Origin of the sequence: Endozoicomonas sp. ALC013 (assembly GCF_049310205.1) — a bacterium.
GTDB lineage: Bacteria > Pseudomonadota > Gammaproteobacteria > Pseudomonadales > Endozoicomonadaceae > Endozoicomonas.
In genome coordinates, this window is the sequence record NZ_JBLYNS010000001.1 from 70,057 (window position 1) to 85,442 (window position 15,386).

A 15,386-nucleotide genomic window follows, 5' to 3' on the forward strand; every position below is an offset into this window, starting at 1 on the left:
AGAAAGAGATTCCAAACTGTGGTTAGAGCTGATGCCTCAACCGATACACAGGGGGTAATTTATCGGCAGCGGTTTGATAGTCCGTACTAAATGTGGTCAGAGCGGTCAGGGCGTAATCCGGATTCTGATCTTCCCTTAATCTGAAACTGCTGAATCCACAGCGCTTAAGGTAATAGAGCTGGTCCACAAGAATGTCGCCTATGGCTCTTATATCCCCTCGGTAATCAAAGCGTTCCCGAAGCAAACGGGCCAGAGAGTAGCCACGACCATCCATAAACCTGGGAACGTTAACGGCGATGACTTCAAACTGGTTCAGGGCATTGGCCACCGTTTCAGGTTCGTCGTCACTGTCAAACCAGATGCCAACCTGACCTTTATGCAGGCCATTGGCTTTCACAGCCTGATCAATTGACGACACATGGAAGAGCACATTGCCATCAGGTAATACGGGCTCTTCCGGATCCTGCTGCAGAATCTGAAAGTCATCATTTCTGATTTGCTGATCCTTAAGCAGCTTTGGCATAAACCTTCTCCTTGAATGGCTGCACACCAACCCGTCGACAGGTATCGATAAAACGCTCTTCCGGAGTGCGGAGTTCGACGTAGGTCTTCAGGATCTTATCGATGATGTCCGGCACTTCATCCATTTTAAAGGAGGGTCCGAGGATCTTTCCCAGAGAAGCGTCATGCCCGGATGCACCACCGACCTGAACCTGGTAATACTCTTCACCTTTACGATCAACACCGAGAATGCCGATATGACCGACATGGTGATGACCACAGGCGTTCATACAACCGGAAATGTTCAGATCCAGCTCGCCAATATCATGGAGAAAATCCATATCATCAAACCGTCGCTGAATGCTTTCTGCCAACGGAATGGAGCGGGCATTAGCCAGTGCACAGAAGTCGCCTCCCGGGCAGCAGATCATATCGGTAAGCAGACCCTGGTTAGGTGTTGCCAGGTTCAGTGGTTTCAGTGTCAACCAGAGCTCGTGAAGTCGGCTTTGGGGAACATCAGCAAAAATCAGATTCTGCTCGTGGCTCACTCTGAGCTCACCAAAACTGAACTGGTCAGCAAGGTCTGAGATAGCTTCCAGTTGCTCGGCACTGGCATCTCCCGGAGCGTCAGCCGTAGCCTTCAGAGTCAGGGTGACAGCACTATACCCCGGCTTTTTATGGGGATGGACATTTCGTCTGAGCCACAGTTGAAAATCCGGTTCGGCGGATAAAGCCAGATCAGTGAAGTCGATATTGGTCAGCTTTTCGTAGTCAGGCTCAGTAAAAAAAGATTGAACCCGATCAATCTCCTGTTGGGGAAGCCTGGTGTCTGTTTCTTTCAGGTGAGACCACTCAGTTTCAACCTTCTTTGCAAAAACCTCAGGTGTCAGAGCCTTCACCAGAATTTTGATTCGGGCCTTGTACTTGTTATCCCGCCGTCCATAACGGTTATAAACTCTCAGTACTGCATCCAGATAACTCAGGAGGTGCTCTGGCTCAAGGGATGGTTTGATAACGGAGCCCACCATGGGTGTTCTCCCAAGACCACCACCAGCCAGGATTTTAAATCGAACATCATTATTTTCATTTAAGAAAGCATGAATGCCGATATCATGCACCTGTGTTGCTGCCCGATCCTGTTCACTGCCACAAACCGCTATCTTGAATTTTCTGGGAAGATAAGCGAACTCCGGATGGAAAGTGGACCATTGCCGGATAATTTCACACCAGGGGCGGGGATCAATAATCTCATCGTGCGCTACACCAGCAAACTGGTCTGTTGTGGTATTGCGGATACAGTTGCCGCTGGTCTGAATAGCATGCATTTCGACAGAGGCCAGTTCTTCCAGAATTTCCGGTACTTCTTCCAGCCTTGGCCAGTTCAACTGAAGGTTCTGCCGGGTGGTAAAGTGGACATACCCTTTATCGTAACGTCTGGCAATGTAGGCCAGTTTACGCATCTGTGTACTGCTCACCATGCCATAGGGAATCGCAATGCGCAGCATGGGGGCAAAGCGCTGTACATAAAGCCCATTCTGAAGACGAAGAGGCAGGAATTCATCTTCTGGCAACTCACCAGCGAGAAAACGACGAGTCTGGTCCCTGAACTGCAGGACTCTCTCATCGACTATCTGCTGGTCGTAATCATCGTATTTATACATGAATTGTTCGTCTGATTAGCCACATCCAGGGAACAGGTCAGAAACCTGGGACAGAGGAAGAATACTGATTTTTACTTATAAGTAAAACTATTATTTATTAATAAAAGTAGGCTAAAAAGTAATAAATCAAAGGGGTGCAATAAGTTGATGGTTGGTCAGGGTTTCGCTAATTTAAATGAGTTGAGACAATATGTGCCATTTTGACAGTATCAAGGAGATAAATAATGAAAGACAGTACAATTGATGCCATTGCGGCTGTTGCATTGATAATGCTGGTTGTTGCGACGGCGGTATACTGGGTCAGTTCTCAGTAAAAGCTTAAGTGTTTTGAGTGACGACATACACCACAAATAAAAGTATCAAAACAAACAGTACGGTTCCGGCGATACCAGCGATGATGTAGTGCGCTGGCTTTCCCTGCTGGAAATCCCTTTCCAGATTCGCCCTTTTCTGAACACCGAATGCAGCAGACAGCGCACTCAACACCACTGATTTAATGCCTGTCCCTTTTCTTTCTGACATCAGCCAACTCTCTTTATCAACTGTTAACATGAACATATTATGATCTTGTTAATTCAGTTGGCAAACAGGTAAGACTAATTGAGGACGATAACCCTGATCCGGTAATGGGTATCTCTGGCTGCAAAGTAGCCGATCCAGCTATCGTTATCAGCATCTGTCCATGATACCAGTTGATCAGCCAGCATTTGGGTACCTCTGGCCCCCAGATCCTTGACATAGGGCAGTAACACATAAGCCATTGCACCGAGAACCAGGCCATTGGTTGCGGATGTCACTGCTCTTTGCAAGGCAATATTCAAACCACCGGTAGTGTAATAATTCAATACCCCATTCATGGCGTAATAGGTTGCTATCGGGAGAATGGTTGCTGCTGCTACAGGAACTACATAGCCTCTGATGTTTTCGGGCAGAGGGATCAGTTGATATCCTGATGAAGTTATCGCCTCCGCCCGCTCACCAATAGAGGTTATCTGATGCTGCAGGTTGGTGATCAGGCTTGTGTCGTCTGAACCTGAAAGGCTCAGGCGTTCATCCTGGCCTGCCGGTATCATTTCATTTAACTGGTAAAAACGATACCCGATTTCCAGCAACCCGGCTCCTGAGGCAAGAGCATAAGCTGACGTTGCATCCCACCCCCTGCCTTTAAAGTACGTCATATAGCCATTGTGAATGGTGTGTTGAATACTGGTCTTTATCGAGTTGTTAAAATCACCGGCAAGCTCAGGCAAATGTTCGAAGCCCAGGTCTCTTCGAATTAAAGACAGCGCACCTCCGGGAACGTTGCCAATCATATTCAGGCCATACCCGACCATCAGCATGGCGATACCGTCAATTGTTTCATCATTCAGGCTATGGAGCATGGGCCATTTCCCAAAGACCTGATGCAAACGACCTTCGTTATGTAGTGTCTTCAGTGAACTGCCAACAACGGAAGACATGCAGTTAAGCATTCGATTGGTGGGTGTTGTCCTCATGAATAGTCTGAACGTTTCTGTCCTACTCGTCTCTATTACGTTTTTTTCAATTTTTCCGGTGTTTACTGCCGCCGCTGCTGGTCTGTCCGGGTCGCCGAGCACCTTTTCGCCATGATTCGCCAGTAATGAATATGCGGTAAAGCCTTCAACAAAATCCGCAGCGCACTGGGCAAAGAGAGAGTCAGTATCCGTAAACACCTGATTCTGGACAAGATTCCGGATTGAATGAATAACATCAATACCCAGAAGTAAATAATTCCAGCGTAAAAGATTTTGCCAGAATGAGTGTGGCTGCCAGGTTACCATGTTCATGGCAATAATGGGGACCACCTGAGGAACAAAAGCACCCACAGCTGCTACCCTGGAAAGATTCTCCTCTTTCTCAAGTATGATTTTTACTTTTTTACCCACCATTTCATCCGTGGTATTCAGTGTTAGATTAATGAACCGATCATTATTTGCACGCTGGATTTTCCCATTATCAACAACAGAAGATTCCTTGTCATGCCAATACATTTTATTTGACTCTGCGTCTCCTGAACTGAAAAAAGCCTGATCATGTTCTGATTGAAGTCGTATGGGTATTTTACCGTAAATTTGTTCTTTTAATATCTCGGTATCAATTTCCAATTGAAGTGGTGTGTTGTCTTTGACTGTAATCTCCACAGAGTTGTTATTGCCGGGAGATAGCTTCGAAATATTAACAGCAAAAGAATTAACAGGGAAAACTGAGAAGACAAAAAATATCAGAAAGATTTTACTGTTAAATAACTCAGATATGAGTGACAGCAGGGGCAGGGGATAATAAACAGTCGTATCTGATTTAAATGTTTCAGGTTTTTTTCTGGATTTGAAGGATAATAGAAAAGCCATTATTTACCACCTAAGTAGACAGGCTCTCCTTTGCCACAGAAAAATCTGGAATAATATTGTTTAAAGTTGTTATCTCTGTTGTAGAGACGAATTTTCAAATATTTTAAACGAATCTAATATTTTTTAATCATAATTAATTGAGATACAAAATTTGTTTTTATTCCCTTTGCATTCCCATAAATGGATTAATAAAGATTTATATCTATTATCAAAATCAGTTTTTTTTACTGCTGACTTTCAGTAACCACATCTATACGGTAACGAATCGTATCTGCCAGAAAATATTCTGACCAGCTTCCAGGCTCTGCCTCCATAAATTGAAGAATTGGCTTTTGTACAGTGTTTGCTGCCCAAATACCATATCTCTGAAGAACAGGTGACAATAAATGCGTGGCAGCACCAAGTACCATTCCTTCATAAGTGGCATCAAATAGTTTAAACAACGGAGATGAAACATCAGATCCAGTAGTTAATTTAAATGCACCATAAATGACAGCAGGTATTGCGACACCAAGTGTCAGTAGTTGAAGTTCAGATAATTCCGGTAGTGCCAGGGCTTTATTGATGGATACTCCTATTGCTTCGGCCCGCTTGGTCAATGAATGAACCTGATGGGTCTGGTCCCGCCCTGCCATGCCCTGTTGGGCATACAGCCTCAACAGGATTTCAATAACCCCTGCACCCGAGGCCATTGGCAGAGCGTAGCTCTCATTAAAACTATGAGATTTGAGTTGGCCCTTAAAGAAATCTTCGTACCCTGCCTGAAGAGTAAGCTGAGTGGCTTTAACAATTGACCGGTCCAGTTCATTCTGTAACGCAAGATCCTCAATTGCATTAGAAAAACCAATGGTTTGCTTTAGTAACTTAAAGAAGTCTCCCGCCTCAAAAGCAAAGGTATTAAAACTATAGCCGACCATTATTTTTGCCAGGCCATTGATCGACTCTTTGTTCTGTCCTTGCAAATATTGCCACTCGTCACCGATGTGATTTTTCTGGATGTCAAACAGTGCTGATGCCACTGTGTTTGAGATACAGTCCATCAGCCTCTTGAAGGGGGCGCTCATAACATATGCCCGGATGGTTTGGCTTTTGGTTCTGGACGATGCCGAAGTCTCTCCATAATTGGCAGCTTCAAAAAGCAGGAACCCTTCAATAAAATCTGCTGAACATTGCGTTGCCAGGGATTTTTGGTTACCAAACGTTTGGCTCAGAACAAGATTTCGAATCGATTTAACAAGATCACCTCCCAATAGCTTATAATTCCATCTCATGAGTGCTTCGTAGAAAATAACGGGCTTTGGACCGAATGTAACTTCATCCATGAAGATAACAGGAATCATTTGAGGGAAAAATGCAGCAAGGGCTGACAACCTGGAAAGATCTTTCTCTTTTCTTATTCTTATTTTTATAATCTTGTCAACATGACTTTGGCCTGGCGTGAGTGTTAAATAAATCAGCTCATCTGTATTAACTCTTTTGTTACTTTCTTTTTTCAGTGCGCTGATTTGATCATGCCATAATATCTGCTGCTCACCATTTTCAAATAACAGGCTCTCATTTTCCAAAATAATTTGTACAGGAATGTTACCCTGAAGATCTTTCTTAAGACCTTTGGTATCGATGGCAATCGTGATTTCCTGCTGTTCTGAAGCTACTATTTCTAAATCAGAATGACTGTCTGGTGATAACAGGTAAACTTCATTTTGATGGGATGCATAAGCCAGTGAGGCGTTACACAATAAGAAAATCAAGGATATTAACCCGGCAAATCGAAGAGTCTGGAAACGGTCATTGGACACAATTATTCTTGGCATACCTACCATCCTGAATGGGAGGCACTCCATTGCCATTTCAATCTAAGGTTAACTATTTCAGGCCAGGAGCCTGAAATAATCCGACTATTATAATTGTTGTTTGCTTATTGTTAGGCAATAAATTAGTGAAAAAGTTTCTCAATGTGAGAAATATCGCTATTGCTTCCAGTCAAAACCACAATATCACCGGCATTTAAAATCATTCCGACTTGTGGTTGCAGCACCATATTATCTCGACGGACCTCGACAATTGAAACGTCTGTACCTTTAAAATCAAGAGACTCAATGGTTTTCTGATCTGCCGCACATTTTTTGCCCAGGGCAACGGCGTGGCGATAGGTTTTCGTATCATTCTCCAGCAGGTAATCACTAATGCCCGGATAAAAGCCGTTGAGGATTTCATACCCTTTGGTTCTGGCTTCATGGACTCTTTGACGAACACGGATAGGGTTCATGCCCAGCATCAATAGGGCATGCTTGACAATGACCAGGCTGGACTCGAGCACCTCTGGAATAACCACCGTTGCCCCGGCCTTTTTCAATGCATCGGACTGGCTGTCATCCCGCGTGCGAACAAGAACGGGAACCTCGGGCGATTGCTGTCGAACAGCCTGTAGGATTTTAAGCGCATTTTCGGGGCGGTCGATACAGATAACCACCTGACTTGCCCGCTCCAGTCCAACCGCCATCAGCAGTTCTAACTTCCTGCAGTCCCCAAAGAAGACCGGATCACCGGCAAGACCCGCTTCATGTACATGAATAGGGTCATCATCAATGGCAACGTATGCTTTGTTTTCCTGGGTCAAAAAGCGGGCAATGGTTTGCCCGACACGGCCATAACCACAGATCAGGGTATGGTGGTGTATATGGGCAGTTTGCTTGCGGACTTCCTCTTCTTTTATCCGATGAATACTCTGTTCGGATTTATCGAACTTGACCAGTTTAACGATGGCATTGCTGTTTCTGATCAGAAGCGGCGCAATAATCATCGATAAGATGGTAATCGCGAGTACAACGGAAGTCAGGTTGCCGCCACTCTCACCATATTGCGATGCCAGGGCAACCAGGGCGAAACAGAACTCGCCACCCTGTGCCAGTGACAGGCTGGTTCTGAGGGAGATATTTTTGCTCTCGGCAAAGGTTCTGGTCAGGGTGTAGATCACCAGAAACTTAAAGACGATCAATGCTACCGTACCCAGTAGAATCTCTTTCCAGAAAGTGACCAGCACATCCATATCCAGCATTAAGCCAACGGATACGAAAAACAGCCCGAGGAGCACATCCCGAAAGGGTTTGATATCAGCTTCAACCTGGTGTTTGTAGTGGCTCTCACCCATCATCATGCCTGCCACAAAACCGCCCAGCGCCATGGATAAATCCATTGCGTGAGAGAGCCAGGCGGCCATCAGGGCAATAACCAATGCCATAAGAACAAACAGTTCTTCAGACCTGGCCTTGGCAACTTCGTGAAAAATAAGGGGTAGAACCCATTTGCCAATGGCCAGCATGATCACCACAAACACAACCCCTTCGGCAAAGGCAAACCCGAGGGAGGAGGCGATGGAGCCACTGCCTCCACCGATCAGGGCAGGAATCATAATCAGAAAGACAACGGCAGCAATATCCTGAAATAGCAGGACACCGATGGCCAGCTGCCCCTGGCGGGAACGTATTTCGTTACTCTGGGTGAGTTCCTTGGACACAATCGCGGTGGAGGAGAGCGCCAGTGCCGATGCACAGACAAAGGATGTGAGTACGGCAAAATCAAAAGCGATCAGAACGCCAAAAATGCCGACGCCTGTCAGGAGTACCTGCAACCCACCCAGGCCAAATACCTCTTTTTTCATGGCCATAATGGTTTTCATGGAGAATTCCAGGCCTAAGGTAAACAGCAGGAAAACCACCCCGATCTCGGCCAGCAGGGCAATATCAAAGTCCTGCTGTATCAGTCCGGAAGTTGTTGGCCCAAGAATGATGCCGACAAATAAATAACCCAGGCTTTCCGGCAGTTGAAATCGCTTGAAAAAGGCAATAGTGACGGCTGACAGAGCCAGAATAAGCATGAGTTGATTGAAAAATGTAAAGTCCATGGGATCGCCAGCTGAATTTATTAATGCCCAGAGAGAGTATAAGCAAAAACATCATATTGTAGTTATATCTACGTAATCTTTACTAACTCTACGGTTATATTATCGCTATGATAGACACCCTTTTTAGGGAATAGTTTATGATTCAACTGACTTTATATACCACGTCCGGATGTCACCTGTGTGAACAAGCTGAACAAATGCTCAATTTTCTGCAAAAGCAGCAGGTTTGCCGATGGGTAGCTGTCGAGATCAGTGAGGATGATCGTCTGGTTGATCGTTATGGTGTCCGGATTCCGGTCATCGCGTCAGCAGAGGGCAGGGAACTTGGCTGGCCATTTACCCTTGAGGCGTTGAATCAGTGGCTGATAACCCCCGTTTCAGGATAGGATAGCAATATCGACGGTTGTTAATTGGCAGGGATCGCATGATTAACTACGCTCTGGCTCAAAGACGAGAATCGCGTGCCAGGATGGCATCGTCCGGGCTTAATGACAGTAACACTGGAAAGAACGTGTCTGACGACAAAAACCGCCTCCTCAAACTGGCAACCTATGCCTCAGTGGCAACGGCAAGCCTGCTGATCATTGCCAAACTTATTGCCTGGTTTATGACCGGCTCCATGAGCCTGCTGGCTACCTTGCTGGATTCCACCATGGACATTCTGGCCTCCCTGATCACATTATTTGCCGTCAGGATTGCCATTGCGCCAGCGGATGAAGACCATCACTTTGGCCATGGCAAGGCTGAGCAGCTTGCCGTTCTGGCTCAGTCAGCCTTTATTGGTGGTTCGGCCATTGTTCTGGTGCTTAACACGCTTGACCGGATAACCGGTGAGGACGTGATGCTGGAAAATGAAAGCGCCGGTATTATGGTGATGGTCTTCTCCATCATTGCCACACTGATCCTGTTATCCATACAGCGCTATGTCATCCGAAAAACCAACTCAGCGGCTATAAAATCGGACTCACTGCATTATCAGGTCGATCTTCTGACCAATATTGCGGTGCTGGCTGCGCTGATTGGCACCAGCTATGGCTATCACCAGGTAGATAATGTTCTTGCCCTGCTGATTGGCGGTTATATGTTGTTCAGTGTCAGGAGTCTTGCCTGGGAATCCATCGAGCAGTTGATGGACAAGGCTCTGCCTGAGGAAGAACTTCAGGAAATTGAGAAACGGGCCCTCTCGGTTGACGGTGTTCTGGGTATTCATGACGTCAAAACCCGGATGTCCGGCTCAACCCCGTTTATTCAGATGCATCTGGATCTTGAACCACATACGCCGCTGATCTATGCCCACGATCTCGGCGTTCAGGCCAAGCGAGCAGTGCTTGAATACCTGCCCGAAGCGGATGTTATTGTCCATCTTGACCCTGAAGGTCATGATGAGGAGCCGTGAGATTAAAGAATTCCAGTGATGTTGCCCTGGTTTTCCGGGCAGCCTCTTCCGGGGATTGCCCGGTGTGCGTGGCAATCATTTGCACAACCTCAAAGAGAAAGGCCGGTTCATTTCTCCGGTTTTTCGGCTTTTTCGCCAATGTTCTTGGCAGCAACCATGGTGAATCAGTTTCCACCATCAATCGGTTTACAGGAATATCCTTCATCAGCGGGTGAAGATGGGTTCCCCGTCGTTCATCACAGATCCAACCGGTAATGCCAATATGGCAGTCCAGGTCCAAATATCGATACAGGGCTTTCTTATCGGCTGTAAAGCAATGTACAACCAGCTTGCTGACCTGATCCCGATAGTTTCTGATGATATCCGCAAAGCGTTCTGAAGCATCCCGCTCATGGCAAAACAGTGGCAGGCCAGACTCAATAGCCAGCTCTAACTGACGCTCAAATACTTTCTCCTGGACAGGCCGTGGGGAAAAGTCACGGTTAAAATCCAAACCGGTTTCGCCAACGGCCACCACCACTGGTTCACTGTATAAGGCTTTCAGCTCTTTAAAGGTCTGGGTATTGGCATCTTTGGCTCCATGCGGATGGATACCGGCGGTACAAAAGCAGTGTTCTGAATATTTTCTGGCCAGCCCCAGTACCTTCTGTGACTCTGTCAAAGAAGTACCGGTGAGGATCATGGTAGTAACACCGTGCTCAACAGCACGGCTGACAACTCCATCACGATCCTGGTCAAAAGCCTTATCACTGAGGTTAACGCCTATATCCACCAGCTGCTGTGTCATTGAGAATCCCGTTATAACCCGTATGTTTGCCGGATATTTTGCTGTTGATTCTTCTTATAAACAAGGTTCTCATCAACAGGCAATAGCCGTATCCTTAGGCGCTAATATTTTCAGTCTAAAAAATTTACAGGAGCAATGGCGGATGCAAGTCACCGGGCTGGCGATCTACCCAATCAAATCAACCAGGGGAATACCCCTGGAAAGCGCCCATGTCACTCGAAGAGGTTTTGAGCATGATCGCCGCTGGCTGCTGACGGATGAACATGGCAAGTTTATCACTCAACGGCAATATCCAGAGCTGGCAACCGTGGTCACATCCATTGTTGATGGGGGATTACTGATTACCCGGCCAGCGGTCGAGAACCTCTATGTAGCGATACCGGAGGAGGGCGCTTGCTCTTCCACAGTAACGGTTTGGAAAGACGATTGTCAGGCACTGGATGCCGGGGATGCTGCTGCCCGGTGGTTCAGCGATTTCCTGGCTATAAAATGCAGGCTGTTTTATCAGCCGGAACGATCAATCAGACCAACCGATGCCAGATACTCCCGACCAGAGGATCACACCAGTTTTGCCGATGGTTTTCCTTTCCTGCTCACCAATGAAGCATCTCTGGCTGATTTGAATCAACGCCTGACTGATGCAGTGCCGATGTCTCGCTTCCGGCCCAATATTGTTATCAGTGGTCAACAGCCCTATGAAGAAGACACCTGGTCAGTGATCAGGGTAGGAGAGATCACATTCCGGGTAGCCAAACCCTGTTCACGGTGTGTAATGACCACCGTCAACCCTGAAACCGGACAGAAAGAGGGGAGGGAACCACTATTTACGCTGGCGCAATATCGTCGAACGGAAATGGGGGTTATCTTTGGCCAGAACCTTATTCCGGACCAGGAAGGTATTATCCGGATAGGCGATAAGGTTACGATTCTGGAATATTGAGTTATTCAGGTAATAGCAGATGCTATTGCCTGATGTCTTTTTTCGTCAGGCCACAATAGCCCTGACCTTTGCCAAAGCCTCATCAACGACCGATTTTGAAGCTCTTTCCACCTTTTTTATGTGTCTTGCCTGGTAATCTACCGTTCGAACCTGCTGGCACACTACAACCCCGGAAACCTGATTGCCCGCTATTGAAACTTCAAAGGCATGACCACGGGCAGTGGAGGTGACAGGTGCTACCAGAACCAGCTTTGTCCTCTGGTTAAATGCTTTTGGAGATAAAACCAGTGCAGGCCGAGTCTTCTGTATTTCCACGCCTCGCGTTGGATCAAAGTCAACCCAGATCACATCGCCACGCTCGGGAATATACGCCATTACAGAAGCTCCTCTCCCTTTGGTGCATCATTGAGCCATTCCCGGTCTTCTTCATCCAGAATGAAGGCACTGGCAGGACTGGCTGATAGCAGTTCGTCCATTGTGTACTCTTTATGGGAGCTGGCAGGTTTGATAACGATCTCACCATCAAGTGCTTCAATCTTGATACTGCTATTTACCTCAAGGCCAGCTTTGGCGAGAACCTTAGCGGGTAATCGCACAGCCGCGCTATTACCCCATCGCTTGATTTCAGTTTCCATGTAAAACCTTTTTAGTATCTATCTATGTAGATACTAGATAGTAGTCAGAAAAGTGTCAACAAATGTATATACCTTTCGCTCCTTCTTGAAGATCATTTCTGTGCCATCTTTCTATCTTGCCTACGACCTGCGATCACCAGAAGGCAGGGCGTCAGAATCAGTGTCAGCAGAGTGGCAAAGGCCAATCCCCCGGCAATGGACGTTGATAGCTGATGCCACCACTGGGCAGTTGGGCCGCCAATCTCAAGTCGATGGTTGAACAGATCAATATTGGTGGAGAGCACCATTGGCATCAGACCCAAAATAGTAGTGACAGTGGTCAACATCACCGGTCGCAGACGCTGGGCACCGGTGCGAAGAATCGCTTCTTCAGCCTTCATACCCTGTTTGCGTAACACATTGTAGGTATCAATCAGCACAATATTATTGTTGACCACGATACCCGCCAGGGAAATAACCCCAATACCGCACATCACAATGCCAAAGGGTTTTCCAGCCAGAAGCAAGCCAAACAACACACCTCCGGTAGACAGTACCACCGCTGACATAATCAGGAATGCCTGGTAGAAGCTGTTGAACTGAGTCACCAGAATCATGGCCATCACAAACAGGGCAACCGCAAATGCCTTGATCAGGAACTGACCGCTTTCCTGCTGATCTTCATTCTGTCCTTTGATGGTAAAGCTGACTTCCTGTGGCACCTCCAATGCATCAAGCTGCGCCTGCAACTCGGGCAGCAGGTCATTGAGCAGAATGTCTTCGGCCAGGTTGGCACTGACCTTGACGGTTCGTTTACCATCCAGATGCTTGATACTGTCAACCTTGGGGGCAATCTCCCGGGTCGTGAAGTTGTTGATGGGGACCAGGCCCGCCGGGGTCATCAGCCGGAGCTGATCAATGCTCTCCAGGTGGCGGTCTGACTCAGGAAAACGAATACGAATATCCACTTCATCACTGCTGTCATCCGGACGGTAACCGCCCACCGTTAAACCCGAGGTCACCATCCGTACCAGACCACCGGCACTGCTGACATCGGCACCATAGCGGGCAGCTCCGGCACGGTCTACATCGATGCGCCATTCATAGCCGGAAGTAGGGCCGTCGTCTTCCAGATTGGTAAAGCCATCAATGCCGGTCAGAATCGTTCTGACTTTGCCCACGGTCTCGTGGAGGACATCAAGGTCTTTGGCACTGACCACCAATTCCAGGGGTTTACTCTGGGGAGGGCCATCTTTTCTTCGTTCAACGGTGATGTCGAGACCGGCGAAATGGGCAAGTTTCTCATTAATCTCTTCTGCCACCAGGGCTGCTTTGCGGCGATATTTCCAGTCCACCATATTCAGGCGGATGGTCCCCACTTCCTGGTTATCACCGGTTCGGGCATACAGCGTTTTTAATTCTGGCTGTTGCAACAGGATCGCTTCTACCCGTCGCAGAATCTCATCCTTTTCATCTATGGACAGGTTGCTGGAGTTCACGCGCACCTTGATCATGATGTTGTTGGTGTCAACATCAGGAAAGAACTCAATGCCTTTGCCAAAACTGATAAAGGCAAAGTAAATGGCTACCACCATCGCCATGCCAGAGAACAATATTTTTAAAGGGTGCCGGATCGCTTTCGACAACGTGCGAATATAGATCCCGGCCCAACCGGGCACATTGTTTAAATCTCCGGTTTCCGCTTCGGTGATGGACCTTTTTTCCAGCTCACTGAGTTTTCTGGGCTTACCAATCAGGGAACCGATGGTTGGGATAAAAATCAGCGCCATCACCAGAGATGCGGAGAGGGTAGCAATCAGGGTTAATGGCAGATACTTCATCATCTCACCCATAATGCCCGGCCAGAACATCAGCGGGAAAAAAGCCGCAAGTGTGGTGGCTGTGGATGCGATGATTGGCCATGCCATGCGTAACGAGGCTTCCTGATAGGCCTGCCTGCGGGCAACCCCCTCACTCATTTTCCGGTCAGCATATTCAGTGACCACAATGGCACCATCAACCAGCATACCAACGGCGATCATCAGCGAGATCAGGACCACCATATTAATGGTTAAGCCCATCATGGCGATGATCAGAATGCCAGTCAGAAAAGAGCCGGGAATGGCGATGGCTGCCAACACGGCGCTGCGCAGGCCCAGCGCCCCGACAATCACCGTTACCACCAGAGTGATGGCCGCCAGAACGCTGTTCTGCAGGTCGTTGACCATATCCACCACATCCACTGACTGATCACCCACATAGTCAACCTTCAGGGTTTTCGGTGCCAGTTTCTGGCCTTCAGCAATAATGGCTTTGGCCAGCATCACAGTTTCAATAATGTTTTCCCCGGGGCGCTTTTTGATTTCCAGGGCGATACTGTTGTTGCCGTTCATTCTGGCGTAACCGCCACCGTCCTTGAAGGTACTGAGAACGCTGGCAATATCACCAAAAGTAATTACCCGATCACCGTCCGCCTTGACGGGTTGGGAGAGGATATCAGCCACGGTTTTGTAGACAGCAGGGACCTTGACCGAGAACCGTCCCTTACCATTGTCCAGGTTGCCGGCAGCAACCAGCTGGTTGTTCCGGGAGACCAGATTGATCACATCCGCAGGCACCAGCCCGTAACTTTCCAGCTTGAGTGGATCAATAATAACGTCAACCACTTCCTCCCGATCACCAGCGATATCCACCTCCAGAATCTGCTTTCTGGATTCCAGCACATCCTTAAGTTCCCGGGCGATTCTCACCAGTGCGCGCTCGGGCAAATTGCCAGACAGTACCGCCGTAATCACCGGTTGCATACTGGCAAAGGAAATCTGGTTGATAATGGGCTCATCGGTATCCTGTGGCAGCTTACTTTTGGCAAGGTTAACCTTATCCCTGACGTCTGCAAGGACCTCATCCGTATCCAGTCCGGCGATAAACTCCAGGGTAATGGAGGCATGGGACTGGGATGCAGTGGCTTTGAGTTCCTTTACACCTTCTATCGCCCTGAGTTCATTCTCCAGGGGAAGTACCAGCAGCCGTTCGGCATCTTCCGGCGAGATGCCTTCGTGTGATACGGAGATATAAATGACTGGAATCGTGATATCAGGGTTCGACTCCCTGGGAATCGTAAGATAGCTGGCCAGCCCGGTCATCAGGATTAACGCCAGCAGCATCATGACCGTACGGGTCCGCATGAGTGATGCAGCAATCAGACTTTGCATTG

Annotated in this window: 13 protein-coding genes; 3 read left to right on the forward strand and 10 right to left on the reverse strand. The window is 47.7% G+C overall.

All coding sequences use genetic code 11. The annotated features are described in order from the left end of the window. Nucleotides 1–22: 22 nt before the first annotated feature. From ACO6V1_RS00290 to ACO6V1_RS00315, 6 genes are all read right to left on the reverse strand, one after another. On the reverse strand, nt 23–523 hold the full coding sequence (locus ACO6V1_RS00290) for a DUF934 domain-containing protein (protein WP_422465373.1): 501 nt from the start codon (nt 521–523) through the stop codon (nt 23–25). Continuing rightward, complete coding sequence (locus tag ACO6V1_RS00295) at nt 507–2,162, reverse strand: nitrite/sulfite reductase (RefSeq protein WP_422459187.1); 1,656 nt, start codon at nt 2,160–2,162, stop codon at nt 507–509. The genes ACO6V1_RS00290 and ACO6V1_RS00295 overlap by 17 nt, the downstream gene beginning before the upstream one ends. Nucleotides 2,163–2,480: 318 nt before the next feature. Continuing rightward, nucleotides 2,481–2,714 carry a DUF2970 domain-containing protein gene (locus ACO6V1_RS00300; RefSeq protein ID WP_422465375.1) on the reverse strand — a complete coding sequence of 78 codons (234 nt, stop codon included), beginning with the start codon at nt 2,712–2,714 and terminating at the stop codon, nt 2,481–2,483. Between the two features lie 44 nt (nt 2,715–2,758). Further along, nucleotides 2,759–4,174 carry a hypothetical protein gene (locus ACO6V1_RS00305; RefSeq protein WP_422465377.1) on the reverse strand — a complete coding sequence of 472 codons (1,416 nt, stop codon included), beginning with the start codon at nt 4,172–4,174 and terminating at the stop codon, nt 2,759–2,761. A 581-nt stretch (nt 4,175–4,755) separates the two neighbouring features. Then, nucleotides 4,756–6,345, reverse strand: coding sequence for a hypothetical protein (locus tag ACO6V1_RS00310; protein WP_422465379.1), 1,590 nt, complete (start codon nt 6,343–6,345; stop codon nt 4,756–4,758). Nucleotides 6,346–6,467: 122 nt separating this feature from the next. Beyond that, nucleotides 6,468–8,435: a cation:proton antiporter gene (locus ACO6V1_RS00315; protein WP_422465381.1), complete on the reverse strand. Its 1,968-nt coding sequence runs from the start codon at nt 8,433–8,435 to the stop codon at nt 6,468–6,470. A gap of 137 nt (nt 8,436–8,572) precedes the next feature. On the opposite strand from ACO6V1_RS00315, the gene ACO6V1_RS00320 reads away from it, so the two are divergent. Both ACO6V1_RS00320 and ACO6V1_RS00325 read left to right on the forward strand, forming a co-directional pair. Continuing rightward, nucleotides 8,573–8,821: a glutaredoxin family protein gene (locus ACO6V1_RS00320; RefSeq protein ID WP_101748540.1), complete on the forward strand. Its 249-nt coding sequence runs from the start codon at nt 8,573–8,575 to the stop codon at nt 8,819–8,821. A gap of 125 nt (nt 8,822–8,946) precedes the next feature. Next, nucleotides 8,947–9,831, forward strand: a complete 885-nt coding sequence (locus ACO6V1_RS00325) for a cation diffusion facilitator family transporter (protein ID WP_422465383.1) — start codon at nt 8,947–8,949, stop codon at nt 9,829–9,831. Here ACO6V1_RS00325 and ACO6V1_RS00330 read toward each other — a convergent pair. Beyond that, nucleotides 9,788–10,618 carry a TatD family hydrolase gene (locus ACO6V1_RS00330; protein ID WP_422444907.1) on the reverse strand — a complete coding sequence of 277 codons (831 nt, stop codon included), beginning with the start codon at nt 10,616–10,618 and terminating at the stop codon, nt 9,788–9,790. The two genes, ACO6V1_RS00325 and ACO6V1_RS00330, sit on opposite strands and share 44 nt — an antisense overlap. Before the next feature lie 142 nt (nt 10,619–10,760). On the opposite strand from ACO6V1_RS00330, the gene ACO6V1_RS00335 reads away from it, so the two are divergent. Then, complete coding sequence (locus tag ACO6V1_RS00335; RefSeq protein WP_422444909.1) at nt 10,761–11,558, forward strand: MOSC domain-containing protein; 798 nt, start codon at nt 10,761–10,763, stop codon at nt 11,556–11,558. A gap of 45 nt (nt 11,559–11,603) precedes the next feature. On the opposite strand, the gene ACO6V1_RS00340 is transcribed toward ACO6V1_RS00335, so the two are convergent. The 3 genes from ACO6V1_RS00340 to ACO6V1_RS00350 all read right to left on the reverse strand — a co-directional run bounded on the left by ACO6V1_RS00340 (nt 11,604) and on the right by ACO6V1_RS00350 (nt 15,384). Next, the gene (locus ACO6V1_RS00340; protein ID WP_163370907.1) at nt 11,604–11,933 is read right to left on the reverse strand and encodes a type II toxin-antitoxin system PemK/MazF family toxin; all 330 of its coding nucleotides are present in this window, start codon (nt 11,931–11,933) and stop codon (nt 11,604–11,606) included. Then, on the reverse strand, nt 11,933–12,193 hold the full coding sequence (locus ACO6V1_RS00345; protein ID WP_269674359.1) for an AbrB/MazE/SpoVT family DNA-binding domain-containing protein: 261 nt from the start codon (nt 12,191–12,193) through the stop codon (nt 11,933–11,935). Before ACO6V1_RS00345 ends, ACO6V1_RS00340 begins: the two co-directional genes overlap by 1 nt. A gap of 92 nt (nt 12,194–12,285) precedes the next feature. Beyond that, the gene (locus tag ACO6V1_RS00350; RefSeq protein WP_422465385.1) at nt 12,286–15,384 is read right to left on the reverse strand and encodes an efflux RND transporter permease subunit; all 3,099 of its coding nucleotides are present in this window, start codon (nt 15,382–15,384) and stop codon (nt 12,286–12,288) included. Between the last annotated feature and the right edge of the window lie 2 nt (nt 15,385–15,386).